Below are 25944 nucleotides of genomic sequence, written 5' to 3'. Positions count from 1 at the left end.
CATGTCCCAAAACACCGAAACACCCGAACGGGCACGGCCGGAACCCATCCAGGCCGTGCCCGTGCGGCATCCCGGGCGGTGGCTCGCCGTCGCCGTCATCGGGGTGCTGGTGGCCATGTTCGTGCACATGCTGGTGACGAACACGGCGTTCAACTGGTCGTTCATGGTCGACAACATGTTCCGGCCGCCGATCATGGCGGGGCTGCGCGGCACCATCGCGCTGACCATCATCGCGATGCTGCTCGGCATCACGCTGGGCGTGGTCATCGCGATCATGCGGCTCTCCGAGAACCCGATCCTGCGCGGCGTCTCCTGGGTCTACACCTGGTTCTTCCGGGCGGTGCCCCGGCTGGTGCTGGCGATCCTCTTCGGCAACCTGGGCCTGCTCTGGTCCCGGATCGAGTTCGGGCTGCCCTTCGACCGGCAGATCGGCGCGCTCTTCGGAGTCAGCGACTTCGAGGCGCGGCTGTTCGGCTTCTCGGCGATGGACATCCTCACCGGCTTCGTCGCCGGGGCGCTGGCGCTCGGCCTCTCCGAGGCCGCGTACATGGCGGAGATCATCCGGGCCGGCGTCCAGTCGGTCGACGAGGGGCAGACCGAGGCGGCCCAGGCCCTCGGCCTGACCCGGGGGCAGATCATGCGCCGGATCGTCCTGCCGCAGGCGATGCGGGTGATCATCCCACCGACCGGCAACGAGACCATCGCGATGCTCAAGGACACCGCCCTGGTGGCCTTCGTGCCGGTCTCCACCGAGCTGTTCTTCCAGCTCAGGGCGGTTGGTGCGCGTACCTTCCAGCTCTTCCCGATGTACGTGGCGGCCTGCCTGTGGTACCTGGCGCTGACCAGCGTGCTGCTGGTCGGGCAGTACTACCTGGAACGGCACTTCTCCAAGGGCGTCGGACGTAGCGGACGGGCGAAGCTGACGTTGCGGGGCATCGCCGCGGAGGCCGGTGGCGGCGCGAACAGGGGTGGTGCGTGATGACGGGGGTACGGGTGCCGGCCCAGGCCGGCCCGGCGGAGCCGGGGCCGATGGTGCATGCCGAACAGGTGCACAAGTCGTTCGGGTCGATCGAGGTGCTCAAGGGCATCGACCTACAGGTGCGGGCCGGCGAGGTGTGCTGCCTGCTCGGACCCTCCGGGTCGGGCAAGTCGACCTTCCTGCGCTGCATCAACCATCTGGAGAAGATCAACGCCGGGTGGATCCGGGTGGACGGCGAGCTGATCGGCTACCGGGAGCGCGGCGGCAAGCTGCACGAGATGCGGGAGAAGGAGGTCGCCGCCCAGCGCCGTTCGATCGGCATGGTGTTCCAGCGGTTCAACCTCTTCCCGCACAAGACCGCGCTGGAGAACGTCATCGAGGCGCCGCTGCTGGTCCGCCGGGAGAAGCGGGCCGGGGCCCGGGACCGGGCGGTGGCGTTGCTGGAGCGGGTGGGGCTCGGCGACAAGCTGGGCAGCTACCCGAGTCAGCTCTCCGGCGGGCAGCAGCAGCGGGTGGCCATCGCCCGGGCGCTGGCCATGCAGCCGAAGCTGATGCTCTTCGACGAGCCCACCAGCGCGCTCGACCCCGAACTGGTCGGCGAGGTGCTGGACGTGATGAAGGACCTGGCCCGGGACGGCATGACGATGATCGTGGTGACCCACGAGATCGGCTTCGCCCGGGAGGTCGGCGACTCGCTGGTCTTCATGGACGGCGGCGTGGTGGTCGAGCAGGGCCACCCGCGCGAGGTGATCGCCGACCCGAAGCACGAGCGCACCAGGGCGTTCCTGGCCAAGGTGCTCTGATCATCGGCCTCGACCCACCGCGGTCGGTGGGTCGGGTCGCGCGACGGCGGCCGGCCGGGCGGTGCTCCCGCCCCGGCCGGCCGCCGTCCGATGCCGGGCCCGGACAGCACCGGCAGCACAGCTTCGCGCTCCGCTCGGCGGTGGTGGCGGCCGAGGGTTGTCGGCGGTACGGGCTAGAGTCGCTGCCGTGACAGCTACGACGCCGCGCCTGCTTCTCGTCGACGGACACTCCCTGGCATACCGGGCCTTCTTCGCCCTGCCGGTGGAAAACTTCTCCACCACGACCGGGCAGCCGACCAACGCGGTCTACGGCTTCACCTCGATGCTGATCAACGTGCTGCGCGACGAGCAGCCGACCCACATCATCGTCGCCTTCGACGTTTCCCGCCGCTCCTTCCGCACCGAGAAGTACGCGGAATACAAGGCCGGCCGCAGCGAGACGCCGACCGACTTCAAGGGCCAGGTGAGCCTGGTCAAGGAGGTCCTGGCCGCGCTGCGTGTGCCGGTGGTGGAGAGGGAGGGCTACGAGGCCGACGACGTGATCGCCACGCTCGCCTGCCAGGCCCGCGACCAGGGCATGCCGGTGCTGATCTGCACCGGCGACCGGGACGCCTTCCAACTGGTCGACGAGCAGATCACCGTGCTCTACCCGCGCAAGGGCGTCTCCGACCTGGCCCGGATGGACCCGGCCGCAATCGAGGCGAAGTACGGCGTCGGCCCCCGGCGCTACCGCGACCTGGCCGCGCTGGTCGGCGAGACCAGCGACAACCTGCCCGGTGTCCCCGGTGTCGGCCCGAAGACCGCGGCCAAGTGGATCAACCTGTACGACGGGGTGGAGGGCGTCGTCGCCCGCGCCGACGAGATCAAGGGCAAGGCCGGCGAGAGCCTGCGTGAGCGGCTCGCCGACGTGATCCGCAACTACGAGATCAACTGTTTGGTCTCCGACCTGGAGCTGCCGATTCGCCCCGACGACGCCCGCTGGCCGGGCTGGGACCGCGAGGCGGTGCACCAGGTCTTCGACACCCTCCAGTTCCGCATCCTGCGCGATCGGCTCTACCAATACCTCGACGCGGTCGAGCCGGAGGCCGAGGCGGGCTTCGACCTGGCCGGCGAGGTGCTGACCGCGCCGGGTGCCCTGGCCGGCTGGCTGGCGACGCACGCGACCACCAGCACCCCGGTCGGTGTCGCGGTCAAGCTCGACACCGGTCCCAACCGGCGGCACACCGCCACCGTCACCGGCATGGCCCTGGCCACCGCCGACGGCGCGGCGGCCTGGTTCGATCCGGCCGGGCTGGCGGCGGACGACGACGCGGCCCTCGCCGGCTGGCTGGCCGACGAGGCCCGGCCCAAGGTGCTGCACGACAGCAAGCCCGCCGTGCTCGCCTTCGCCGCGCACGGCTGGGCTCTCGCGGGCATCTCCCGGGACACCCAGATCGCGGCCTACCTGGCCCGCCCCGACCAGCGCTCCTACGACCTGACCGATCTGGCGCTGCGCTACCTGCACCGGGAGCTGCGGGTCGACGTTCCGGACGACGGCCAGCTGACGCTGGACGGGCTCGGCGACGAAGGCGAGGCCGAGCAGAACCTCATGCTGCACGCCCGGGCCACCCTCGACCTGGCCGAGGCGATCGACGCCGAGCTGTCCCGCGACGGCGAGCAGTCGGCCCGGCTGATGGCCGGCGTCGAGCTGCCGCTGATGCGGGTGCTGGCGGAGATGGAACGCACCGGCATCGCCGCCGACACCGACTACCTCTCCGAACTGGAGGCGCACTTCGCCGCCGAGGTGAAGTCCGCCGCGCAGGGCGCGTACGCGGTGATCGGCCGGGAGTTCAACCTCGGCTCGCCCAAGCAGCTCCAGGAGATCCTCTTCGGCGAGCTGGCCCTGCCCAAGACCAAGAAGATCAAGACCGGGTACACCACCGACGCCGACGCCCTCCAGTGGCTCTACGCGCAGACCGAGCACCCGCTCCTGCACCACCTGCTGCGTCACCGCGACGTGGCCAAGCTCAAGTCGACCGTGGACGGCCTGCTCAAGTCGGTCTCCGACGACGGGCGCATCCACACCACCTTCAACCAGACGGTGGCCGCCACCGGCCGGCTCTCCTCCACCGAGCCCAACCTGCAGAACATCCCGATCCGCACCGAGGAGGGGCGGCGGATCCGCCGCGCCTTCGTGGTGGGCGCGGGTTACGAGTGCCTGCTCACCGCCGACTACAGCCAGATCGAGATGCGGATCATGGCACACCTGTCGTCGGACGACGCGCTGATCCAGGCGTTCAACTCCGGCGCCGACTTCCACGCGGCGACCGCATCCTCCGTCTTCGGCGTCCCGGTCACCCAGGTCACCCCGGACCAGCGCCGCAAGATCAAGGCGATGAACTACGGCCTGGCGTACGGGCTGAGCGCCTTCGGCCTGGCCCAGCAGCTCGGCATCAGCGCCGAGGAGGCCCGCGGGCTGATGGAGGACTACTTCGCCGGCTTCGGCGGTGTGCGGGACTACCTCCAGGAGGTCGTCGCCCGGGCCCGCCAGGACGGCTACACCTCCACCATCCTCGGCCGCCGGCGCTACCTGCCCGACCTGGTCAGCGACAACCGGCAGCGGCGGGAGATGGCCGAGCGGATGGCGCTCAACGCCCCGATCCAGGGCTCGGCCGCCGACATCATCAAGGTCGCGATGCTGCACGTCGACACCGCGCTGCGCGACGCCGGGCTGCGCTCCCGGATGCTGCTCCAGGTGCACGACGAGCTGGTCTTCGAGGTGGCGCCGGGGGAGCGGGCGACACTGGAGGAGTTGGTGCGGCGCGAGATGGGCGCAGCGTACCCGCTGTCGGTGCCGCTGGAGGTCTCCGTCGGCGAGGGCCGCGACTGGAACAGCGCGGACCACTGATTCCGTCGCTGTGGATTCGGTGCGGTTTCCGGGCAGCCCCCGCTCCGGGCGGTCAGGCTTGATCCCTCCGCGGAGCGGGCTGCCCGGAAACCTGACGTGGTCCGGGTGGTGGGCGGGCTAGGGGGCCCGCGCGGTGATGCTCGGATCAGCGGGCTGGCCCGGCCCAGTCGGGTGATCTGGGTGTGAGTTACTTGCGGGGCGGGGTCGCGGCGCGGGGCCGTGATCAGCGCCCCGGTCCGCGTCGCTCCTTCGGCGGGGTACCGTGCCGTTCGAGGGCCTTGCGGGACGGGCCGCCGGGCGGCGGCAGCGGGGCCTTGACCGGGTCGTGGCCCCAGTTCATCAGCGAGTATCGCCACCTGGTTTCGCGTACGTCGCCGCTCGGCCGCTGTGCCATGTGCCGGTGGACGTATCCGACGACCTTGCGCATGTGCTTGTAGTCGGCGTCCGTGAGCTGGTCCCGCTTGCGGCGGAGCAGGTCGACGATCTTCCGACCGGATTCGTGGCCGACGGACTCGCCGCCCTCGGTGCCCTTCTTCTGCCAGCCGACGTGCTTGGACTCCGGGGTCTCCAGCCACTGTTGAAGCTCGGCGGGCTTCATGTTCACCGCCTCGGTGAACTCCCGGTAGGTCTGCTCAGGATCGTCACTTCGGCTCATGACGCAGCACCTCCGGCCGGTGGGCGACGTCCCGGCCCGAGTCGTCGTTGCGGATGCGGTACTGCGGGGCCTCCAGTGACGCGTTCACGGCGTGTCCGCGTACGTGCGTGCGTTCGGTCAGTTTCTCCCTCACCACGCCGTACGCCCGGCCGCTGTGGCTGGCCCAGGAGACGTGGTCACCCCGGCGGAACTCTCTCTGCTCGGCCATGCCGCCCGGATACCCGAGGGCGGTTGGCCGAAAACGCCGCCGCCGTGCCGCGACGGTCCCGTCCCGGACGAGCGGGGTACGGCGGCACGGCAGCGGTGAGCCGGATCAGGTCAGCGGGTCACCGGAGGACGCGTTTGTCCGGGTCGAGCGACCGGGGCAGCTTGATGGTGATCCACTCGTTGTCCTCGGCGACTCCGGGCCTCCGGCCCGTGGAGAACGGGAAGTTGTTGTCGTTCAGTACGGCGACGGTCCGCTCGTCCAGGATCACCACGTTCTCGATGGTCTGGAACGGGAAGGTGAACGTGCTGCCGAAGCCGCCCAGCCGCTTCGGGTTGGCGATCTTCATCAGGTCGACCAGGAGCGTCTTGTCCATCAGCCCGTCCCGGTCGCGGTCGCGGGTGTCGGCGACGTAGAGCCGCTTGACCACGGCCGTGGGGCCCTGGCCGTTGTCCCGCTCGATGATCAGGAAGCGGTGCTTGTCGATCGCGATGGCGTCGCCGATCGCCAGGTGGGGGGCGTCGAGCGGGTAGGTGTACCGCTTGCCGGTGTACGCGCCGGTCCGCAGGTCGAACTCGTTCAGCCGCAGGTGTCCCGCCGGGTCTCCGGTGACGGTGCCCTCCAGCAGCGGGTACAGGTAGCGGCCGTCGGGCGAGGCGGCGAGGCCCTCGAAGCCCTTGCTGCTGCCCAGGGTGGCGGGTACCCCGGTGCGCGCGGCGGTCTCCGGGGCCACCACGCCGTCGAGCGGGATCGGAGCGGCCAGCAGCCGGCCGGCCCGGTCGAAGTGCAGCAGGTACGGGCCGAACTCGTCGCCGATCCAGTACGTGCCGTCGGCGGCCTTGACGATCGACTCGACGTCGAAGTCGGCACCGGTGAGCACCCGGTCCTCGCGGGTCAGTTGCCACGGGACGTACCCGTCGGAGTCGGTGAGGTTGATGCCGCCGACCACGTCGACCGCGCCGGTGGCGAACACCGGGGCGAGCCGCTGGACGCGCAGCAAAAAATCGGCCGAGTTGGCGATGTTGCCGTAGCCGTTGTCCGACAGCACGTCGAAGGTGCCGTCGCCGTTGTCGGCGATGCCGGAGAAGCCCTGGATCGGCTGGTCGGCGAAGGGCGTGCGGTGGCCGTTCGTGTTGCCCGTGATGAGGCTGCCGGAGGGCTCGCTGCCCGGCACGAACGTGGCGGCGGGCAGCGCCGCGAAGCCGGTCAGCGTCGGCGTGGTGACCTTCGGCCCGCCGGCGAGGGACGCGTTACCGGCCAGGGCGAGAATGAGCGCGAGGACGCCAGCACCGGCGAGGAACCGTGCCAGCGGTCTGTTGTTGATGATTCGTCTCATGGAGCCGGACATTAGGGAACATGAATGAACCGGAGACGACACCGCGATGGCGCGGGAGGGGCGTGCCGGGGCCGCTCCGAGCCGGCGACGCAGATGGCGGTGCCGGGATAGAGCCGTCCGCGCAGAGGGCTTGATCCGGCGACACCCGTCAGTGACTCACTCACCCGACGCACTTCCGCACGCTAAGTTCATGGGGTGCTTCCGATGACCCTCCAAGAGATCGCCGCCGTTGTCGGCGGAGCCGTGCACGATGCTCCTCACGGCGTCACCGTGACCGCCCCGGTGGTATTCGACAGCCGGCGCGTGGAAGCCGGGGGAATGTTCGTGGCGCTGCCCGGTGAGCGCGCCGACGGGCACGACTTTGCTACCCGTGCGATCGAGGCCGGGGCGGCGGCTGTCCTGGCCTCGCGCCCAGTCGGGGTGCCGGCGCTGGTCGTTGAGGACGTGCCAACGGCGTACGGGCGGCTTGCCCGTGCTGTGGTGGACCGGCTTTCGAACACCACCGTCGTCGGAGTCACCGGCTCGGTAGGCAAGACATCAACCAAGGACATCCTCGCCCAGGTGCTCCCCGTCTGGGGTGAGACGGTAGCCAACCGAGCATCGAACAACAACGAACTGGGATTGCCGTACACGGTCACCCGCGCCACCGTCGACACGCGCTATCTGGTGCTGGAAATGGGCGCGCGTGGCATCGGACACGTGGCCTATCTCGCCCGCATCGCTCCGCCCACCGTCAGCGTTGTCACCCGCGTCGGGCACGCACACATCGGGGAATTCGGGTCGGTGGCGAACATCGCCCAGGCCAAGGGGGAGATCGTGGAAGCGCTGCCTGACGCGCACAACGGCGGGTTGGCAGTGCTCAACGCCGACGACGCGCGTGTGGCCGCGATGGCGGACCGAACTCGCGCGCGCGTGCTCACCTATGGCATCGACAGCACTGCCGACGTGCGGGCCGAGAACCTAGTCATGGACGAACTGGGACGCGCCGGATTCCGGCTCGTGTTCAACGGCCGGGCCGCCGAGGTGCGGTTGCGGCTCTACGGGCTACACCAGGCGTCGAACGCCCTCGCTGCCGCTACCGTCGCCCTTGGGCTGGGGCATTCAATCGACGCCGTGGCCGAGGCGGTGTCGCAGGCGGAGGCGGTGTCACCGGGGCGGATGCAGGTGACCACTCGGACTGATGGCGTGACGGTCATCAACGACGCTTACAACGCCGCCCCGGACGCTATGCGCGCCGCACTACGGGCATTGCACGCGATGGCCGGGGACGGCCGCCGTGCCGTCGCAGTACTGGGTGAGATGACCGAGCAGGGCGACCACGCTGCGCAGGTTCATCGTGAGATCGGGGAGCAAATTTCCGAGATCGGTGCCGGGTGGCTGGTTGCGATCGGTGCGGCAAACGCCGACCAGTACGCGGCCGGAGCCGCCGGCACGGCGGTGGATCGGGTCGCGAACATGGAGCAGGCGTGGGAGTTGCTGCGTGAAGGGCTGCGGCCGGGTGATGTCGTGTTGGTGAAGGCAGCGAACAGCGCCGGACTCCTCGCACTGGCAGACAAGCTTGCCGAGGAGCCCGACGCCGTTACCGCCGAGGCGTAGCGGTCACGCGGACAGCGCGACCTCGGGTCTGCTGGTCAGGCTGTCCAGGATCGCCGCGCCGTAGCTTGCCACGTCGCCGGTGCCCATCGTCAGCACCACGTCACCGCGGCCAGCCATCCGCGCCACGACCCTGGCGGAGTGCTCCGGCCCGAGAGGCAGACAGTACGAGCCCTCACGCAGTCGCGCGATGATGGCCGTGTTGTCCGCGACCGGCTGTCCCTCCGGCACGGTGCCGTGCACGTCGAGGAGCAGCACGTAATCGGCCTTGTCCGCCAGCACCCGCCCGATCCGCTCTCCGAAGGCCAGGACGCGGGCGTGTCCGGACGGCTGGAACACCACGAACACCCGCCCACGGGCCAGGGTGTGGGCCGCTTCCAGATCGGCGGCGATCTCGTTCGGGTGGTCGGCGTAGGAGTCGACCACCGTCACGCCGGCCCTGCTGCCGAGCTGCTCGAATCGGCGGCGCACTCCGGCGAAGGTGCACGACGCCCGGGCCACGTCGGCGGGGTTCAGGCCGAGGGTCACCGCGCACGCCACGGCTGCCGCCGCGTTGTCCAGGTGGTGTCCCGCTGGGGTCGGCAGGGTCAGCCGTACCTCCGTGCCGTTCGGCATGCGCAGCGTTGCGCAGGCCGACCAGCCCTCGGCGCGCACGTCCAGGATCCGCATGTCGGCCGTCCGGTCCCGGCCGTACCGCAGGACCGACAGGTCCGGACGCTCGTCGGCGATCACGTCGGCCGCCACCGTCGCGCCCACACAGTCCGCGTTGACGATCAGGAACCCGGACGGTGCGATTCGACCACCGAACCCGACGTAGGCCCGCATCACGTCGGCGTGGTTGACGAAGTTCTCCGGGTGGTCGTCCGTCACGTTGGTGATGACCGCGATCGACGGAGTGAGGAAGTGGAAGGAACGATCCGACTCATCCGCCTCCGCGACCAACAGCCGCGACCGGCCGAGGTGCGCGCCCGAACCCGGGCCGGTGAGGTCCGCCCCGATCAGATGCGTCGGGTCCTCACCGAGGGTGTGCAGGATGTGGGCGAGCAGGCCCGCCGTGGTGGACTTCCCGTGCGATCCGGACACGGCCACCAACCGCCGCCCGGCGGAGAGCGTGTTGAGAACCTGCGCGCGATGCACGACAGGGATGCCGGCAGCACGGGCCGCTCGCACCTCCGATACGTTCCGCGCCACGGTGGTGTAGACGACGCAACTCGCGCCCTCGACGTGCAACGGGTCGTGACCGAGGTGAACCCGCACGCCAGAGGCACGCAGGGTGTCCAGGGTGGCTGAGTCGTGCAGGTCGCTACCGCTGACCTCGTGTCCCAGTTCGGCCAGGAGCCGAGCCAGGCCGGACATCGCGGAACCGCCCGCGCCCACGAAATGCGGACGAGACAGATCGATCGAGCCGGTGTACGCCTCGATGGTCGGGTTACCAGTGATCGTGTCAGTCATGATGCTGTGTCTCCTTTGCGAGAACTGATCTAGTCGGCACTACGAGCTGACGTACGAGGCAATCGACTCCCTTCAGTCGCCGTGATTTCTGTGCGCACGGCCGAACAGCCCCGGGTCACCGCTCGCCGCGCGAGTTCAGTCGCTCCGCAGAAGGGCAGAGCGAGTCATCCAGGGCGCTGCCGCCGAACCGCTCGGACGACAGTCGGACGGCCGGGCTGCGCCGACGCAGCCACCTCACTCAGCAGGCGTTGAAGATCGCGGCACACGCACCTTGGCGGCGACTCAGACAACCGCAGCCTGATTCGCTCCATCGCTACCTGGTCGCGCAAGCGATTCGACAGCGCCTCGGTCTCCACCCACGCGGCCACCAACAGCCCGCGAGCACCCAGAGCAAGATCACACCCCAACCAGAGCTCCCGTGGAGCTGACTGCCGTCCCGTCTCGACGTTGGCGACCGTGCTGCGGGACCACCGCACCATCCGAGCGAGGTCCACCTGTCTGACACCGGCAGCCGTACGCATGTCCGCTAACCGAGCCCCCAGCAACCGACGAGCCTCCGCCACCGTTTCCGGGGTCACCTGCTCAAGAGCCGGGCGTAACGGGATCAACGCGGCGGTGGCAACTGTCATCACAGCGACCTACCGAGCCGCGAGCAGCATGGGCACACCGACACGACGTGCGCCGATCAGCTCCGGGCGAGTAGCCCCGGGCCGCCGGCTGGGCAGACGCAGTGATCGCGTGAACACCAGAACCGCCGCCTCACGGGGGGCGCACGGCCCCGCCGTTCCGCAGCTCAAGCACCTGCCATCCGCGCTCGACACCGCGTGCCGCTCAAGCGCCACCTGCGCGGCATCAACCTGTTCGCCGCCGGGATACATGCCCATCCGTAACCGCCCTTCACGCTGCATGGCCGAACGCGCTGCGAGAGGACAGGCCGGATGTCGTCCGGCCTAGCGCACCGCGCCGACTACCTGCCCGCACCGATTGAGCAGCGCAAACAGGAGCCGCAGCGCCGTAATCGACTTGTCGCTTATCGTTACGACACGATGCCGGAGGTCAGACCTTCGGCAACATGACAGAGGGCGGATGTCAATATGCGTCTCATGCATAGGCACAACCGGCGCTCGGATGGGATTTTGGAGAGGCACTGCCTACCATCAAGGCTCGGCAGCCACGCAAGGACGCCAAGATGACATCGACCCGCCACCGCTATTGCCGCTGCGGCGTACGGCTCGCACGCGACAACACAGGGGACCGTTGCTCGCCCTGCGCATCCCACGGCCGCCAGCAGCCAGGGGCGGCACCGGAGGTGCCGGCCGACTTCTGGAACGAGGCCGTCCTTGACCAAGCGCTACAAGACCGTCACATGGGCCGGGTGATCCGGGCCTGGCGAACACACCCCTACCATGGCCGCCAACCGATATCTCAAGATCAGGCCGCTTCCTGGGTCGGCATGAGCCAAGCTCAACTAAGCCGGATCGAGAACGGTCCCCCCGTCGTCCACCTTGACCGCTTGGCGCAGTGGGCAGCAGTGCTACACATACCGGAAGACCGATTGTGGTTCGCCCTGCCCGCCGCCAGCGGAAAGCTGGACGAGAAAGAGGGCACAGTGAACCGCCGCCAGTTCTTCACCTCGACGGCAGCCACCGCCGCCAGCGGGTTTCTGTACGACCCATCGATGCCAGGGCAGCCGATTGGCGACCACGAAGCCGTCGAGTGGCTCGCATGGCACCTTTGGCAGAACCGCAAAGACGAGCTGCACTCTTCTCAAGTCTCGCAGCCGGTTGCTCATCGCTTGAACACGCACCCACACGTTGTACGCACAGCAGGCGGAGCATACCGATTCACAGACCCCGCACTGACTGACGTTCTGGTTGCCCACCGTGTGTTCGGCGACATCGCACAAGGCAGCGGACATCTGCTCGCCACAGCGCAGACGAGCCACGCCACCGACCTAACCATCAGCGCACTTGCAGCCGACAACGAGGGCGCACGCCGGGGCCTGACCGCATGGATGCGAAGCGGTGCCACCGCAGTCCTGAGAGTCAACTCCGCCGGCATCCTCGCTAAGATCGGAGCGGCAGACCTGGGCGACGCGGCAATCTCGGCCATCCGCAGCGACCAAGACGCCCGACACCTCTACGTCACAGCCGTCGCCAGTCGAGTCCTAGAACTGCCATGGGAACGAGCAGCCGATCTAACCGGCGAGACAAACACACACGCAGCCGTCTGGACACTTGGCGAAGGCGACGACACCAAAGCGTGGGCATCACGCCGCCTTGCCGATGAACTCACGAATAACCGAGACGCCGCCGCCCGATGGTGCAGCGCCGTGCTGCTCGCGAACTGCGTGGATGCCAAGGACACGGGGATGCGATCGGCTCTGATGTTGGCCGTCAAGAACGAACCGTGCCGCGAGAACCTGCGCGCATATGCGGCAGTGCTGGCGGGTGCCACTCCTCTAGCGATTGGATAAGCAGCCATGAAGCTGTTGAGCGTCAAGCCTGGTGAAGAAGTGATCGACACGCTTACCCGGCGTGCAGCAGAAGAGGGCATAGCGAACGGCGCAATCGTCTCTCTCATCGGCGCTGTCGACGAGTGCGCGATCAGCAACATGCCTGCGGACGACGCAAGCACGGATATCGTCAACGAGTACCGGCAGCCGTTCGAGTTGGGCGGCACGGGCGAGATCCGGGACGGCAAAGTCCACGTGCACGTGGTCCTCGGCCGGGAGGGCGACGCCGCACTTGCCGGTCACCTGCACTGGGCGCGCGTCGAAACCTTCTTCGTGCACGCGTACACGCTGCCGTTGCAGTAGGGGTAAGTGCTCGGCACCTGCTGTCGTGCTGGTTGCCGCGATCCGTACCGTTACCGGGATGGACGACAGCCCACCCCACGCCGAGCCCGCCGTCACCCGGCGCACTGTCTCCGACGCCGAGGGCAGGGCGGCGAGCCGCCGTTGGTGGGACCAGGACGCGGACAACTACCAGGACGAACACGGCGCGTTCCTCGGGGATGTCGACCTTGTCTGGTGCCCCGAGGGCCTACGGGAAGCGGACGTGCGGCTGCTCGGTGACGTCAAAGGGACCCGGGTGCTGGAACTGGGCTGCGGCGCGGCTGCGGGCTCACGGTGGCTGGACGGTCAAGGGGCCGACGTGACGGCTCTGGACCTGTCTGCCGGCATGTTGCGACACGCCAAACTGGCCGCCGAACGCTCCGGCGTGCATGTGCCGCTCGTGCAGGCGGACGCCCTGGCGCTGCCGTTCGGCGCAGACACGTTCGACACCGTGCACACCGCGTTCGGTGCCGTTCCGTTTGTCGCGGACTCCGAAGCCCTCATGCGCGAGGTGTTCCGGGTGCTTCGCCCCGGCGGGGCGTGGATCTTTGCCGTCACCCACCCCATGCGTTGGGTCTTTCTGGACGATCCCGGCGAGGGTGGCCTGATGGCGGTCCACTCCTACTTCGACCGCCGCCCCTACATCGAACAGGATTCGGCGGGTGTGCCGACCTACGTCGAGGCGCACCGCACCTTCGGTGATCGTGTCCGGGAGTTGACCGCCGCCGGCTTCGTCCTCTGCGATGTCGTCGAGCCGGAGTGGCCCGCAGGGCACGAGGAGATCTGGGGCCAGTGGAGCCCGCTACGCGGTCGGCTGTTCCCTGGCACCGCCATCTTCGTAGCCCGGCGTCCAGTCGCTTCGTGACCCAACGCAGGTTTTCACCTCGGCATCACAGAGCCTCAGGCCACGGGACGAATGGTGTCCCTGTGACGGACGAGACAGCTCGGGCCCCTTACCGCCAGAAATCTCCTCTTTCGCAGGTGGCGAGGTCGCGAGGAGACGGGAGGGCTTGCACGCTGTGGTAATGCAGCGGGTAGGCTAGAGGATGCGCTCGCGGATCGTGTGCCTCGGCAGGGAGCAGGTGCGCGGTCGACGGAGTCACATCAAGATCTCGTTCAGCGATTTCCAGGTGGGCCCGCCGGCGGATCCGTTGGCGCGCACAGGTCACCGCGACACCAGCCTGCTGTGACACACCATCCGACCGGAGCAACCGCCCACATGACGAGCAGCATCGAGGCCCCCTCGAGCGCCACCAAGGTCACCGTCGACGATCTCGGCTCTGAGGAGGCTTTCCTCGCCGCGATCGACGAGACCATCAAGTACTTCAACGACGGCGACATTGTCGAAGGCACCGTCGTCAAGGTCGATCGGGACGAGGTCCTGCTCGACATCGGCTACAAGACCGAGGGCGTCATCCCCTCGCGCGAGTTGTCGATCAAGCACGACGTGGACCCGGCTGAGGTCGTCTCGGTCGGTGACCACATCGAGGCCCTTGTCCTCCAGAAGGAGGACAAGGAGGGGCGGCTGATCCTCTCCAAGAAGCGGGCGCAGTACGAGCGGGCCTGGGGCACGATCGAGAAGATCAAGGACGAGGACGGCGTCGTCCGCGGTTCGGTCATCGAGGTGGTCAAGGGTGGCCTCATCCTCGACATCGGGCTGCGCGGCTTCCTGCCCGCCTCGCTGGTCGAGATGCGGCGGGTCCGTGACCTCCAGCCGTACGTGGGCCGCGAGCTCGAAGCCAAGATCATCGAGCTGGACAAGAACCGCAACAACGTGGTCCTGTCCCGCCGGGCCTGGCTGGAGCAGACGCAGTCCGAGGTGCGCACCGAGTTCCTCAACAAGCTCCAGAAGGGGCAGGTCCGCAAGGGCGTCGTCTCCTCGATCGTCAACTTCGGCGCGTTCGTCGACCTCGGCGGCGTGGACGGTCTGGTGCACGTCTCGGAGCTGTCCTGGAAGCACATCGACCACCCGTCCGAGGTGGTCGAGGTGGGCCAGGAGGTCGAGGTCGAGGTCCTGGACGTCGACCTGGACCGCGAGCGGGTCTCGCTGTCGCTGAAGGCGACCCAGGAGGACCCGTGGCGTCAGTTCGCCCGGACCCACGCGATCCAGCAGATCGTGCCGGGTAAGGTCACCAAGCTGGTGCCGTTCGGCGCCTTCGTCCGGGTGGACGACGGCATCGAGGGCCTGGTCCACATCTCCGAGCTGGCCGAGCGCCACGTCGAGATCCCGGAGCAGGTCGTCCAGGTCGGCTCCGAGGTCATGGTCAAGGTCATCGACATCGACCTGGAGCGTCGCCGGATCTCGCTCTCGCTCAAGCAGGCCAACGAGGGCTTCGTCGAGGGCGAGGAGCACTTCGACCCGACCCTCTACGGCATGGCCGCGACCTACGACACCGAGGGCAACTACATCTACCCGGAGGGCTTCGACCCGGAGACGGGCGAGTGGCTCGAGGGGTACGACAAGCAGCGCGAGACGTGGGAGCAGCAGTACGCCGAGGCGCGGCTGCGCTGGGAGGCGCACCAGAAGCAGGTGCAGACCTCCCGGGCCGCCGAGGCCGAGGCCGCTGCCAACCCGCAGCCCGCCGCCACCGGCACCACCACCTCGACCAGCGCCGCGCCGAGCCGGCAGGCCGAGGAGCCGGCCGGTACGCTGGCCACCGACGAGGCGCTCGCCGCTCTGCGGGAGAAGCTCGCCGGCGGCAAGTGAGCCTCTGACAACTCCGGTCCGGCGCCTCTGACGCCGCGACCCGGAGCTGTCGCCGACGACGACGGGCCCCGCCCCGACCTGGTACTCCAGGTCGCGGCGGGGCCTTCGTCGTGGCGCTCCCCCGCATGCACCTGGGCCCGGTGTCGAAGTCCTCGGTCGAGCCGAGGCGGAGTGCGGGCGGCGACCACCCGGCAAGGCCGCCCCGCGTGGTGGCTGCCGCAATATCACGCTCGATCAGGGATCGAGTGGCCTGGTCGCGACGATGAGGCCACTCGATCCGTGATCGAGCGTGATCTTCCCCCGCGAGATAGGCACGTGGGTGCCTTCGCGCGGGGCAGGCCCGCCCTCGCGGGGCAGGCCCGCCCCCCGTGGGGCAGGTCGGTGGAAAGGCTGAGGCGTGCGGTCGGCGCGGTCAGGTTTGGTGGGACCGGCATGATCGGGTTGACTGGGTGCTGTGCTGAGGGTGGGGTTGACCGGCGGGATCGGGTCGGGAAAGAGCGCCGTGGCGCGGCGGCTGGTGGAGCGGGGCGCGGTGCTCGTCGACGCCGACCAGGTCGCGCGCGAGGTGGTCGCCCCCGGCACCGACGGGCTGGCCGAGGTCGTCGCCGCCTTCTCCGAGCGGGTTCTCGACGCCGAGGGTGCCCTCGATCGGGCCGCCCTCGGTGACCTGGTCTTCGGCGACGAGGCGGCCCGTCGCCGGCTGGAGGCCATCGTCCACAGCCGGGTGCGGGCCCGTACCGCGGAGCTGGTCGCCGCCGCACCGGCGGAGGCGGTGCTCGTCAACGACGTACCGTTGCTGGTCGAGGTGGGGCTGGCGGCCACGTACCACCTGGTGATCGTGGTGCAGACGGCGGTGGCGACCCGACTGGAGCGGCTGGCCCGCGACCGTGGGATGGCCCGCGCGGAGGCCGAGCGGCGGATCGCCGCCCAGGCCGACGACGCCCGTCGGGCCGCCGAGGCGGACGTGTTGATCAACAACGACGGTACTCTGGGGCAGCTGCATGCCGCAGCCGACGCGCTCTGGTACGACCGGCTGGTGCCCTTCGAGGCCAACCTGCGGCACCGGCGGGCGGTCCGGGCACGCCGGGTGACGCTGGCCGAGCCGGACCCGACCTGGCCGCAGCAGTACGCCCGGCTGGCCGCCCGGATCCGGCACGCGGTCGCCCCGGCCGACCTGCGCATCGACCACATCGGATCGACCGCGGTGGCCGGCCTGGCCGCCAAGGACGTCATCGACATCCAGCTCAGCGTGCCGTCCCTGGCCGAGGCCGACGGGCCGCTGGCCGACCGGCTCGCCGAGGCCGGCTTCCCCCGGCTGCCGGGCGACTGGTGGGACAACCCCCGGCCGGCCGGCAGCGGTCGCTGGGAGAAGCGGCTGCACGGCAGCGCCGATCCGGCCCGCCCGGTCCACCTGCACCTGCGGGAGACCGGCTCACCCGGCTGGCGGTACGCCCTGCTGATGCGCGACCACCTGCGGGCCGACCCTGACCGCCGGGCCGCGTACCTGCTGCTCAAGCGGGAGTTGGCGGCTGCCGCGCCGGAGAGCGGCGCGTACGCCACGGCGAAGGACCCGTGGTTCGACGAGGAGCACCTGCGGGCGGAGGAGTGGGCGGCCCGGACCGGCTGGCATCCCTGATCGCGGGCACCGCCCGCCACGCCGCGCCCGGCGGGTCAGCGGGTCGGGTCCGGTGTCAGCCGTGGCACCTTGCCGGGGGTCAGGTCGAGTTGCGCCCAGGCGCCGGAGCGGGTCGGCTGCTCCACCCGGCGTAGCAGCCCGGCCCGGTCGACCCAGTAGCGCGTCGGGCCCCGGGCGCTGTCGACCTCCATGATGTCGACCGGGGCGCCGGCGAGGCTGTCGCCGCGTACCCGCCGGACGCTGCCCTGCGGCCCGGCTCCCCGGGCCGCTCGCAGCGCCGCCTCCAGCAGCGGATCGAGGGCTTCGGTGCGGTGCGGTGCGGCCCGCCAGCCGGTCGCCGGCGGGGGCAGCGGCGGGGCCCGGCCCCGCTGCCCGCCGCGGGGCCGTCGATCCGGGTGAACCCGTCGCGGTCGCGGCGGACCAGGGTACGCGGACCCTCCGCGTCCAGATCGGTCACGCCGAGGTACGCCGTGCCCGCGGTCCAGCTCAGCCAGCCCGCGCCGCGCAGGTTGGTGCCGGCGGAGACGGGACCGGTCACGGTCACCTCGGCCCCGCCGGCGGCCCGCAACCGGGCGGGCAGCCGGTGCCAGCGGTCCCGTTCGGCGGTGTCGAGGGCGCGGGGCAAACCGGGCCGGCCGCCCAGCGCGTCGACCGGCCGGAGCGTCGGCCGGTCGGCCCGGTTCAGCCGTACGCTCACCGGCCCGACCCCGGGGAGGGTGACCGCCAGCCGGTGCAGCCGGCCGGCCGCGTCCAGCCAGTAGCGTGCCCGGCCGTCGCCGGTGGGTTCCGCCGGGGCGGTGGCGCCGGTGGAGGCGGGTCCGGCACCCGGCGATGGCCCCTCCAGGATGTCGACGGTATCCCCGTTGATCCGCTCCCGGCCCACCCAGCGGCCGGCAAGCCCGTCGACGGGCTCCGGGCGGTCGGCGGCCAGGGCGAAGATCAGACCCACCAGCGGATCGAGTCCACGATCGGCGGGCAGTCGCCAGCCCTCGGCCGGCGGTATCAGCGGCGGCGTGGCGGGCGTCGGCACCGCCCCCGGATCGGGCCGGACCAGCAGCACGGTGGGGCTGGCCTGGGCCAGCCCCCGCAGCGCGCCCGCGCCCGGCCCGCCCACGTCCAGGTAGATCAGTTGCCGGGCCCAGTCGACCCAGCCGAGCAGGTCCGTGCGGCCCGTCCCGCGATCGACCGTGACGTGCAGCCCGGCGCGCAGGTCGCGGTAGTTGGTGACCCGCAGGGCGGCCAGCCGTTCCCGCTCGGCCGTCGTCATCTCCCGCGGCGCCGGGCCGTCGGGGGCCCAGTTGACCAGCGTGGCGACCAGCATCACGGCGGAGAGCACGGCGGTCAGGGCGAGCCCGGCCAGGACGAGTCGACGCCGGTGGGAGCCGATGCGCCGCGCCGCGCCGGTCTGCGGGCCCGTCCCGGCGAGGTCGTCCGCCTCCGTCGGGTCACCGGCGGTGAGGTCGAGCACACCGGAGAACGCCGGGGCCCGACGGACCCCGGGCCGCCGCCCCGGCTGGCCGGGCACCGGATCGGAACCGGTGAGACCGAGGACCGCGGGTGGCAGGATGCCGGCCCGGTGCCGCCGTGGACCGGTGCGGTGCCGCCGGCCGGCCGGGCCGCCGAGAGCGGTCGCCGGGCGGCCGGGTCGGGTGGGGCCGCCGGCCGGGTCGTCCGGACCGGGACGGTCGGTGTCGGGTGCGCCGGGTGTCGGTCGTGAGCTGTTCTCCACGGAGGTTGAACGGGCCGGACCGGGATCGGGTGACGAGGCCACGGCGCTCGCGGCGGCCGGTCTGCGCCTTCAGCGCGACCACGTCGGGTGCGCACGCCGGACAGGCCGGGTGCTGCGACCCTCTGTGCCGGGGGCGGCGCGGCCTGTGCGGCTCGCCACCGGCCCGGTCGGCCGCCGCGAGCGGCCTACGGCAAAAGCGTAGCCGGGTGAGAAGAACCACACAATGCGAATATCGAAGCGGATCAGGTGCCAGGCGTAGTCGCCGCGGACTGTCGGGCCCCGGGCGTACGGTGGGGGTCATGGCGCTCGACATACCCCGGCTCGACGGCCGTTTCCAGGTCGTCAGCGAGTTCCAGCCGGCCGGCGACCAGCCGGCCGCGATCGACGATCTGGAGCGGCGGGTGCGCCGCGGCGACCGGCACACGGTGCTGCTCGGCGCCACCGGCACCGGCAAGAGCGCCACCACGGCCTGGCTGGTCGAGCGGTTGCAGCGTCCGACGCTGGTGCTGGCGCCCAACAAGACGCTCTGCGCGCAGTTGGCCAAGGAGTTCAGCGAGCTGCTGCCGGAGAACGCGGTGGAATACTTCGTCTCCTACTACGACTACTACCAGCCCGAGGCTTATATCCCGCAGACCGACACGTACATCGAGAAGGATTCCTCGATCAACGAGGAGGTCGAGCGGCTGCGGCACTCGGCGACGATGTCGCTGCTCACCCGCCGCGACGTGGTGGTGGTGGCCACGGTGAGCGCGATCTACGGCCTGGGCACCCCGGAGGAGTACCTCGACCGCGCGGTGCGCGTCGCCGTCGGCCAGGAGCTGGACCGCGACCAGCTGCTGCGCCGGCTGGTCGACATCCAGTACACCCGCAACGACATGGCGTTCCAGCGCGGCACGTTCCGGGTCCGCGGCGACACGCTGGAGATCATCCCGGCGTACGAGGAGCTCGCCGTACGGATCGAGCTCTTCGGCGACGAGGTGGAGAAGCTGTACTATCTCAACCCGCTCACGGGTGACGTGGTGCGCGAGGTGGACCACCTGCTGATCTTCCCGGCGACGCACTACGCGGCCGGTCCGGAGCGGATGGAGCGGGCCATCCGCGGCATCGAGACCGAGCTGGCCGAGCGGCTGGCCGAGTTGGAGCGGCAGGGCAAGCTGCTGGAGGCGCAGCGGCTGCGGATGCGCACCACGTACGACATCGAGATGATGCGGCAGGTCGGCTTCTGCTCCGGCATCGAGAACTACTCGATGCACATCGACGGCCGGTTGCCCGGTAGCCCGCCGCACTGCCTGCTCGACTACTTCCCCGACGACTTCCTCACCGTCGTCGACGAGTCGCACGTGACCATCCCGCAGATCGGTGGCATGTACGAGGGCGACGCCTCCCGCAAGCGGATGCTGATCGACCACGGCTTCCGGCTGCCCAGCGCCGCCGACAACCGGCCGTTGCGGTTCGACGAGTTCCTGGAACGGGTCGGGCAGATGGTCTTCCTGTCGGCCACCCCGGGCCCGTGGGAGCTGGAGCATGCTCAGGGCGAGTTCGTCGAGCAGGTGATCCGCCCGACCGGCCTGGTCGACCCGGAGGTGGTGGTCAAGCCCACCAAGGGCCAGATCGACGACCTGATGCACGAGATCAAGCTCCGCACCGAGCGAAACGAGCGGGTGCTGGTCACCACGCTGACCAAGAAGATGGCCGAGGACCTGTCGGACTACCTCCTGGAAAACGGCATCCGGGTGCGCTACCTGCACTCCGAGGTCGATACGCTGCGCCGGGTGGAGCTGCTGCGCGAGCTGCGCCGGGGCGACTACGACGTGCTGGTCGGCATCAACCTGCTGCGCGAGGGTCTCGACCTGCCCGAGGTCTCCCTGGTGGCGATCCTCGACGCGGACAAGGAGGGCTTCCTGCGCAGCGGGCGGTCGCTGATCCAGACCATCGGCCGGGCGGCGCGCAACGTCTCCGGACAGGTGCACATGTATGCCGACAAGATCACGCCGTCGATGGCGGACGCGATCGAGGAGACGAACCGGCGGCGGGCCAAGCAGACCGCACACAACGAGGCGCTCGGGATCAGCCCCGAGCCGCTGCGGAAGAAGATCCACGACATCCTCGACGACATCTACCGTGAGGCGGAGGACACCGAGGCGACCCGGGTCGGCGGCGCGGTGCGGCAGCTGTCCCGCGGCAAGGCCCCGGTGAAGGAGACCCGCAGCCGGGTCCCGGCCGGCACCGGCGCCCCGGCCCGGGAGGGGATGGCCCGGGCCGAGCTGGCGCAGCTCATCCAGGAGCTCAACGACCAGATGCTCGCCGCCGCGCGGGATCTACAGTTCGAGCTGGCCGCCCGGATCCGCGACGAGATCGCCGAGCTGAAGAAGGAGCTGCGGGGCATGGATGCCGCCGGGGTGAAGTGACCCGGGCGGGTGTCCACTTCCTACCGGGTGGGAGTAGCGGAATGCGAGCATCCTATTGCGCTGGGTGATCGCCGTGCGTACTCTCCCTCGATGGGGAGGCGGGGATGCCGTTGCCAACGAGTCCGGTCATTCGACGCGCGCGACTTGGCGCCGAGTTACGCCAGCTCCGGCGGCGTGCGGCGCTGACTCTGGAACAGGTCTGTGAACGGCTCGGTTGGGCGTCCACCTCCAAGCTGTCCCGCATCGAACTGGGGCAGAGCCGCCCGGATCTGGCCGACGTGCTCGACCTGCTCGACGTCTACCAGGTGTCCGCGACGCAGCGGGACGCGCTGATCGTCATCGCTCGCGATGCCGCGACCAGTCGGGGCTGGTGGAAGTCGCTGGGCGAGATGGGAGAGCGGCAGCGCACCTACGCCGAACTCGAAGCCGGCGCGGCGGGCATCGTCGAATACCAGCCGGCCGTGGTGCCCGGCCTGTTGCAGACCCCGGCGTACGCCCGGCTGCGCATCGCCGCCGGGCAGCTGATCGATCGGGGCGTGGACGTGGAGGCCGACCTGCGGGCCCGCGCCGCCCGGCACGCGGTGCTTCGGCGCGCCGATCCGCCCCGCTACACGGCGCTGGTCACCGAGGTGGCCTGCGAGCCCGCCGGTGACCCGGTGGAGATCTGGCGCGAACAACTGCGCCACCTGCTCGACCTGGCCGCGTTGCCGCACGTGACGATCCGGCTGCTGCCGACCGGGGCCGGGCGGGGTCCGGCGCCGCTCACGCCCTTCTCCTGCTACTCCTTTCCGGACCCGGCGGACCCGCGCACGGTGATGCTGGAGGCGCTGACCGCGGACGTCCGGCTGACCACCGCCGCCGACGTCGACCGGTACGAGCAGATGACCGGGTGCCTGCTGGAGGCGGCGCTGTCGCAGGACGAGACAACGCGGGTGCTGGCCGGCCGGCTCGACGGTTGACCGCTCGCGCGTCGGCACCGGGCCCGGCGCCCCCGTAGCCCGTCGGGAACGGTGCCGACACGAGGCGCACTATAAGCCGGCGGTGTGACATTTTCTCCGACCCGCGACGCCGTGGCGTCCCGACCGGGGCACTCGACCGCGACGCCGCAGCGTCAGGCTGGGGCGTCAGGCGGGGACGTCGACGAAGTGCTCGACCCGCGGCGGGGCGGCGAAGTATGGCCCGATCAGCTCCCGCCAGCGGACGAACCGGTCGGTGGCCCGGAAGTTCTCCTCGTGTGCCTCGATCGAGTCCCACTCGACCAGCAACACGAAACGGGAAGGGGACTCGACGCCCCGGGTCATCCGCACCGAGCGGCAGCCGGGTGCACCGGCGAGGACCGGGTGGCCCTGCGCGTACGCATCGGCGAAGGCATCCTCCTGGCCCGGCAGGACGTCGATCAGCGCGACCTCAAGCACCATGCCCCGTAGCCTGCCATGCCGTCGCCGGCCCGACCCCGGCGCGGTAACTGTTCCGGCGCGGGCCGTCTGGAATGCCCACCGCGCCGGATTCCACGAGCGACGCTGCCCCGAGCCGTCCACCTAGCCTCCTAGGAAGCATGGCGGGAGGTGCGGGCCGTCGCAGGCCGTTCGGACGTCACCGGCGTATGGCGCGCTGTCGCCGGGGCGTACGGTGTGCCGGTTGCCGCCTGCCTGCCGGAGGAATGAGACTGTGAACGTGTCCGGACTGGTGTGGGCGGTTACGCTCGTCGTGCTGACCGTGGTGCTCCTGGTGGACCTGCTCATCATCGGACGCCGTCCGCACGAGCCGAGCGTGCGGGAGTCGAGCCTCTGGGTCACTCTCTACGTGGGGTTGGCCCTGCTCTTCGGTGGCGGGCTCTGGCTCACCGCCGGGGCCGGCGTGGCGGGGCAGTTCTACACCGGCTGGCTGACCGAGTACAGCCTCTCCGTGGACAACCTCTTCGTCTTCATGATCATCATGGCCCGCTTCGCGGTGCCCCGGCAGTACCAGCAGAAGGTGCTGCTCATCGGCATCGTGCTCGCGCTGGTTATGCGCGGCGGGTTCATCGCCGCCGGCGCGGCGTTGATCTCACAGTTCACCTGGGTCTTCTACTTCTTCGGGGCGTTCCTGCTCTACACCGCGATCAACCTGGCCCGGCAGGGCGAGTCGGCCGACGAGGAGTTCAAGGAGAACGTGCTCGTCCGGTGGAGCCGGCGAGCGCTGCCGATCTCCCGGGGCTATCACGGTGCCCGGATGACCGCCCGGGAGGGCGGCCGGCGGATGTTCACCCCGATGCTCATCGTCATGATCGCGATCGGCACGACCGACCTGATCTTCGCCCTCGACTCGATCCCGGCGATCTTCGGCATCACCCACGAGCCGTACCTCGTCTTCACCGCCAACGTCTTCGCGCTGATGGGGCTGCGACAGCTGTACTTCCTGCTCGGCGGGCTGCTGGACCGGCTGATCTATCTGAGCTACGGCCTCGCGGTGGTGCTCGGCTTCATCGGGGTCAAGCTGATCCTGGAGGCGCTGGCGGAGAACAATCTGCCGTTCGTCAACCACGGCGCGCCCGTTGGCTGGGCGCCGCACATCCCGATCTGGATGTCCCTGTCGGTGGTACTGGGCACGCTGGCCCTGGCCACCGCCGCCAGCCTGATCAAGTCGTCCCGGGACCGGCGCCGCGAACTCACCAAGGTGCACTGAGGTCCACCCGCCCGCCGAGCGGGAGTTGACTCGGTACGCGCCGGTCGGCGTTCATGCCGGCGACCCACGCCCCGACGTCGGCGGGTCTACCGAGCGTCGGGGCGTCGCCCGGTCGGACCGCGGTGGGAGAACTCCACAGGGCGGCGATGGCGACCCTAGCCACCGCCTCGGCACCCTGCTGTACGCCCACCCCCGGCCGGTTGCACCCCCGTCCTCGCGAACGATATGAAAGTTTCTGACATCAATCAATGATCAGTCCGAATCTTTACTTCGGATGGTGCAACGGCGGGCGGGGCGGTGCGCAGGCGGGCGTGTGCCGCCCCGTTCGTCGGGTGCGGCAGGCTAGGAGCGCGAGCAGCGGCGAAGGGGAGGCGCGATGGCCGGAGACTGGGAACTCGTGGGTGCGCCCAACGCGCGGGATCTGGGCGGCATGATCGGGGTGGCGGGGCGTCGGGTGCGTCCGGGCCGACTGATCCGTACCCCGGCGCTGGGCCGGCTGACCGACGAGGACCTGCCCGTGCTGGCCAAGCTGGACCCGGCCTGCGTGGTGGACCTGCGGGCCCACTCGGAGGTGTCGGTGGCCCCGCCGGACCGGCTGCCCGGCGAACCTCGGCTGGTGCACCTGCCGGTGCACGACCCGGCGCATCCGGTCTTCACGTACGTCTCGGCGGTGCTGCTCGGCCACGACCTGGACGCGTACGCGGAACTGGCCCGGCAGGGCACGCCGGCGGCGATGTCGGCGATCTACCGCTGGTTCGTCACCGGGGACTCGGCCCGGGAGGGGTTCGCCACGGCGGTGCGGCTGGCGGCCGACGGGAGCAACCTGCCGTTGGTCTACCACTGCTCGGCGGGCAAGGACCGCACCGGCTGGCTGACCGTGGTGCTGCTGCACGCCCTCGGTGTGGACGAGGCCGCGATCCGGGCCGACTACCTGGCCAACAACCCGTTGACCGCGAGCCTGCGCGAGGTGCTGATCGAGGCGATGCGGCGGCGTCATCCCGGGCTGGACGAGGCGGCGGTCCGGCCGGTGCTGGAGGTCCGTGCGGAGTACCTGGACGCCGGGTACGCGGAGGTGCGGCGGGTGCACGGGTCGTTCGGGGCGTACCTGCGCGACGGGTTGGGGATCACCGAGGAGCTGACGGCGGCGTTGCGGGCGAACCTGCTGGAGTGAGGTCGTGGCGGGCCCGCCAGACCCGGGCGGAGATGTCGGCCGCCAGCCGGCGGGCGGCGGCGTCGGCCCGGTCGCCGCGCTGGTCGTCGGCGAGCGGGGTGGTGGTGCAGACGACCAGCAGGTACGGGTCGGCGTCGTCGGGGTAGACCACTGCCGCGCCGTGCCGGACTCCGCGTACCCAGCCGTTCTTGTGGGCGAGGCGGGCGCCGGCGGGCAGCCCCTCGGCGATGTCCTGGCGGACCTGCTGGGCGCGGAGCACGTCGAGCATCGCGGCGCAGCCGGCGGGGGTGGCGATCGGCCCGGGGCGGGTGGCGCCGGTGGCGACGGCATCGAGCAGGGCGGCCAGGTCGGCGGCGGTGACCAGGTTGGTGATGCCCGCCTGGCGGGCGGCGAAGTCCTCGATGCCCCGTCCGGTGACGCTGTGCCGGGCGCCGGCCAGCGTCCAGACCTCGGCCACGGCGGGCAGGCCGACGTGTTCGATGACCAGGTTGGTGGCGAGGTTGCTGGATCGTACGATCATCCGCTCGGCGAGCCAGCGCAGCGGGGCGTGCTTCCCGAGCCGGTCCCAGACGGCGTCGTCGTTGTCCTCGTGGCGGGCGCAGGAGAACGGGGGCGCGTCCGGCCGGGCCGAGGTGAACCGATTCCGGATCTCGACCGGGGCGTCCGGGTCGAGCCGGCCGGCCTCGGCGGCGCGGTGCAGCGCGGCGAGCACGGCCAGTTTCATCGTGCTCGCCGCATAGTGGGTGACGTCGGCGTGCCGGAGCCAGCTGGGCGGGGCGTCGAGCCGCCCCGCGTACACCGAGACCACGCCGGGCACCTCGTCCAGCCCCGCGTCCACCTCCCCGAAGATCACCCGCCGAGGGTAACGGAAAGGAAGGGCCCC

21 protein-coding genes are annotated in these 25944 nt (G+C 70.5%); 13 read left to right on the top strand and 8 right to left on the bottom strand.

Annotated features, from left to right (window positions below):
* The first annotated feature begins 1 nt into the window (after nucleotide 1).
* The 3 genes from ACQPYA_RS22620 to polA all read left to right on the top strand — a co-directional run bounded on the left by ACQPYA_RS22620 (nucleotide 2) and on the right by polA (nucleotide 4669).
* Nucleotides 2-979 (top strand): amino acid ABC transporter permease, encoded by a 978-nt coding sequence (locus ACQPYA_RS22620; RefSeq protein ID WP_433529100.1) that lies wholly within the window; start codon nucleotides 2-4, stop codon nucleotides 977-979.
* A complete protein-coding gene (locus tag ACQPYA_RS22615) occupies nucleotides 979-1782 on the top strand; it encodes an amino acid ABC transporter ATP-binding protein (RefSeq protein WP_433529099.1) in 804 nt (267 codons plus the stop codon). Before ACQPYA_RS22620 ends, ACQPYA_RS22615 begins: the two co-directional genes overlap by 1 nt.
* A gap of 187 nt (nucleotides 1783-1969) precedes the next feature.
* Nucleotides 1970-4669: a DNA polymerase I gene (gene polA, locus ACQPYA_RS22610; RefSeq protein WP_433529098.1), complete on the top strand. Its 2700-nt coding sequence runs from the start codon at nucleotides 1970-1972 to the stop codon at nucleotides 4667-4669.
* 223 nt (nucleotides 4670-4892) lie between these two features.
* Here the strand turns inward: polA and ACQPYA_RS22605 are convergent, their stop codons facing one another.
* The 3 genes from ACQPYA_RS22605 to ACQPYA_RS22595 all read right to left on the bottom strand — a co-directional run bounded on the left by ACQPYA_RS22605 (nucleotide 4893) and on the right by ACQPYA_RS22595 (nucleotide 6865).
* Entirely contained in the window at nucleotides 4893-5324 is a 432-nt protein-coding gene (locus tag ACQPYA_RS22605) for a DUF3140 domain-containing protein (RefSeq protein ID WP_433529097.1), read from the bottom strand.
* Entirely contained in the window at nucleotides 5311-5532 is a 222-nt protein-coding gene (locus tag ACQPYA_RS22600) for a DUF2945 domain-containing protein (RefSeq protein ID WP_433529096.1), read from the bottom strand. Before ACQPYA_RS22600 ends, ACQPYA_RS22605 begins: the two co-directional genes overlap by 14 nt.
* A 118-nt stretch (nucleotides 5533-5650) precedes the next feature.
* On the bottom strand, nucleotides 5651-6865 hold the full coding sequence (locus ACQPYA_RS22595; RefSeq protein ID WP_433529095.1) for an esterase-like activity of phytase family protein: 1215 nt from the start codon (nucleotides 6863-6865) through the stop codon (nucleotides 5651-5653).
* Between the two features lie 204 nt (nucleotides 6866-7069).
* Between ACQPYA_RS22595 and ACQPYA_RS22590 the strand changes: the two genes are divergently transcribed.
* Complete coding sequence (locus tag ACQPYA_RS22590; protein WP_433529094.1) at nucleotides 7070-8461, top strand: UDP-N-acetylmuramoyl-tripeptide--D-alanyl-D-alanine ligase; 1392 nt, start codon at nucleotides 7070-7072, stop codon at nucleotides 8459-8461.
* Nucleotides 8462-8464: 3 nt separating this feature from the next.
* On the opposite strand, the gene ACQPYA_RS22585 is transcribed toward ACQPYA_RS22590, so the two are convergent.
* Nucleotides 8465-9910 carry a UDP-N-acetylmuramate--L-alanine ligase gene (locus ACQPYA_RS22585; protein ID WP_433529093.1) on the bottom strand — a complete coding sequence of 482 codons (1446 nt, stop codon included), beginning with the start codon at nucleotides 9908-9910 and terminating at the stop codon, nucleotides 8465-8467.
* A 164-nt stretch (nucleotides 9911-10074) separates the two neighbouring features.
* On the bottom strand, nucleotides 10075-10539 hold the full coding sequence (locus ACQPYA_RS22580) for a helix-turn-helix domain-containing protein (RefSeq protein ID WP_433529092.1): 465 nt from the start codon (nucleotides 10537-10539) through the stop codon (nucleotides 10075-10077).
* A gap of 560 nt (nucleotides 10540-11099) precedes the next feature.
* Here ACQPYA_RS22580 and ACQPYA_RS22575 point away from each other — a divergent pair.
* The 5 genes from ACQPYA_RS22575 (at nucleotide 11100) to coaE (ending at nucleotide 17089) form a co-directional block, all read left to right on the top strand.
* Nucleotides 11100-12386 (top strand): helix-turn-helix domain-containing protein, encoded by a 1287-nt coding sequence (locus ACQPYA_RS22575; protein ID WP_433529091.1) that lies wholly within the window; start codon nucleotides 11100-11102, stop codon nucleotides 12384-12386.
* 6 nt (nucleotides 12387-12392) lie between these two features.
* Nucleotides 12393-12728 (top strand): PPC domain-containing DNA-binding protein, encoded by a 336-nt coding sequence (locus ACQPYA_RS22570; RefSeq protein WP_433529090.1) that lies wholly within the window; start codon nucleotides 12393-12395, stop codon nucleotides 12726-12728.
* Between the two features lie 58 nt (nucleotides 12729-12786).
* Nucleotides 12787-13611 carry a class I SAM-dependent methyltransferase gene (locus ACQPYA_RS22565; protein ID WP_433529089.1) on the top strand — a complete coding sequence of 275 codons (825 nt, stop codon included), beginning with the start codon at nucleotides 12787-12789 and terminating at the stop codon, nucleotides 13609-13611.
* Nucleotides 13612-13965: 354 nt separating this feature from the next.
* The gene (gene rpsA / locus ACQPYA_RS22560; protein WP_433529088.1) at nucleotides 13966-15453 is read left to right on the top strand and encodes a 30S ribosomal protein S1; all 1488 of its coding nucleotides are present in this window, start codon (nucleotides 13966-13968) and stop codon (nucleotides 15451-15453) included.
* Between the two features lie 454 nt (nucleotides 15454-15907).
* Complete coding sequence (gene coaE, locus ACQPYA_RS22555; RefSeq protein WP_433529087.1) at nucleotides 15908-17089, top strand: dephospho-CoA kinase; 1182 nt, start codon at nucleotides 15908-15910, stop codon at nucleotides 17087-17089.
* Between the two features lie 79 nt (nucleotides 17090-17168).
* On the opposite strand, the gene ACQPYA_RS22550 is transcribed toward coaE, so the two are convergent.
* The gene (locus ACQPYA_RS22550) at nucleotides 17169-18818 is read right to left on the bottom strand and encodes a hypothetical protein (protein ID WP_433529086.1); all 1650 of its coding nucleotides are present in this window, start codon (nucleotides 18816-18818) and stop codon (nucleotides 17169-17171) included.
* 299 nt (nucleotides 18819-19117) lie between these two features.
* Here ACQPYA_RS22550 and uvrB point away from each other — a divergent pair, with 299 nt between their 5' ends.
* Together uvrB and ACQPYA_RS22540 are read left to right on the top strand one after the other, a co-directional pair.
* Nucleotides 19118-21226, top strand: a complete 2109-nt coding sequence (uvrB, locus tag ACQPYA_RS22545) for an excinuclease ABC subunit UvrB (protein ID WP_433529085.1) — start codon at nucleotides 19118-19120, stop codon at nucleotides 21224-21226.
* 104 nt (nucleotides 21227-21330) lie between these two features.
* Nucleotides 21331-22185, top strand: a complete 855-nt coding sequence (locus ACQPYA_RS22540; protein ID WP_433529084.1) for a helix-turn-helix domain-containing protein — start codon at nucleotides 21331-21333, stop codon at nucleotides 22183-22185.
* A gap of 165 nt (nucleotides 22186-22350) precedes the next feature.
* Here the strand turns inward: ACQPYA_RS22540 and ACQPYA_RS22535 are convergent, their stop codons facing one another.
* Nucleotides 22351-22644, bottom strand: coding sequence for an antibiotic biosynthesis monooxygenase family protein (locus ACQPYA_RS22535; RefSeq protein WP_433529083.1), 294 nt, complete (start codon nucleotides 22642-22644; stop codon nucleotides 22351-22353).
* 250 nt (nucleotides 22645-22894) lie between these two features.
* On the opposite strand from ACQPYA_RS22535, the gene ACQPYA_RS22530 reads away from it, so the two are divergent.
* Both ACQPYA_RS22530 and ACQPYA_RS22525 read left to right on the top strand, forming a co-directional pair.
* The gene (locus tag ACQPYA_RS22530) at nucleotides 22895-23890 is read left to right on the top strand and encodes a TerC family protein (protein ID WP_433529082.1); all 996 of its coding nucleotides are present in this window, start codon (nucleotides 22895-22897) and stop codon (nucleotides 23888-23890) included.
* 376 nt (nucleotides 23891-24266) lie between these two features.
* Complete coding sequence (locus ACQPYA_RS22525; RefSeq protein ID WP_433529081.1) at nucleotides 24267-25061, top strand: tyrosine-protein phosphatase; 795 nt, start codon at nucleotides 24267-24269, stop codon at nucleotides 25059-25061.
* Here ACQPYA_RS22525 and ACQPYA_RS22520 read toward each other — a convergent pair.
* On the bottom strand, nucleotides 25015-25914 hold the full coding sequence (locus ACQPYA_RS22520; RefSeq protein ID WP_433529080.1) for a serine hydrolase: 900 nt from the start codon (nucleotides 25912-25914) through the stop codon (nucleotides 25015-25017). The two genes, ACQPYA_RS22525 and ACQPYA_RS22520, sit on opposite strands and share 47 nt — an antisense overlap.
* Between the last annotated feature and the right edge of the window lie 30 nt (nucleotides 25915-25944).

It is taken from the genome of Micromonospora sp. CA-263727 (assembly GCF_050942455.1).
In the GTDB taxonomy this organism is placed as follows: Bacteria; Actinomycetota; Actinomycetes; order Mycobacteriales; family Micromonosporaceae; genus Micromonospora.
The sequence above is the reverse complement of the archived record's forward strand: the minus strand, read 5'-3'. Positions and strand labels throughout refer to the sequence as shown.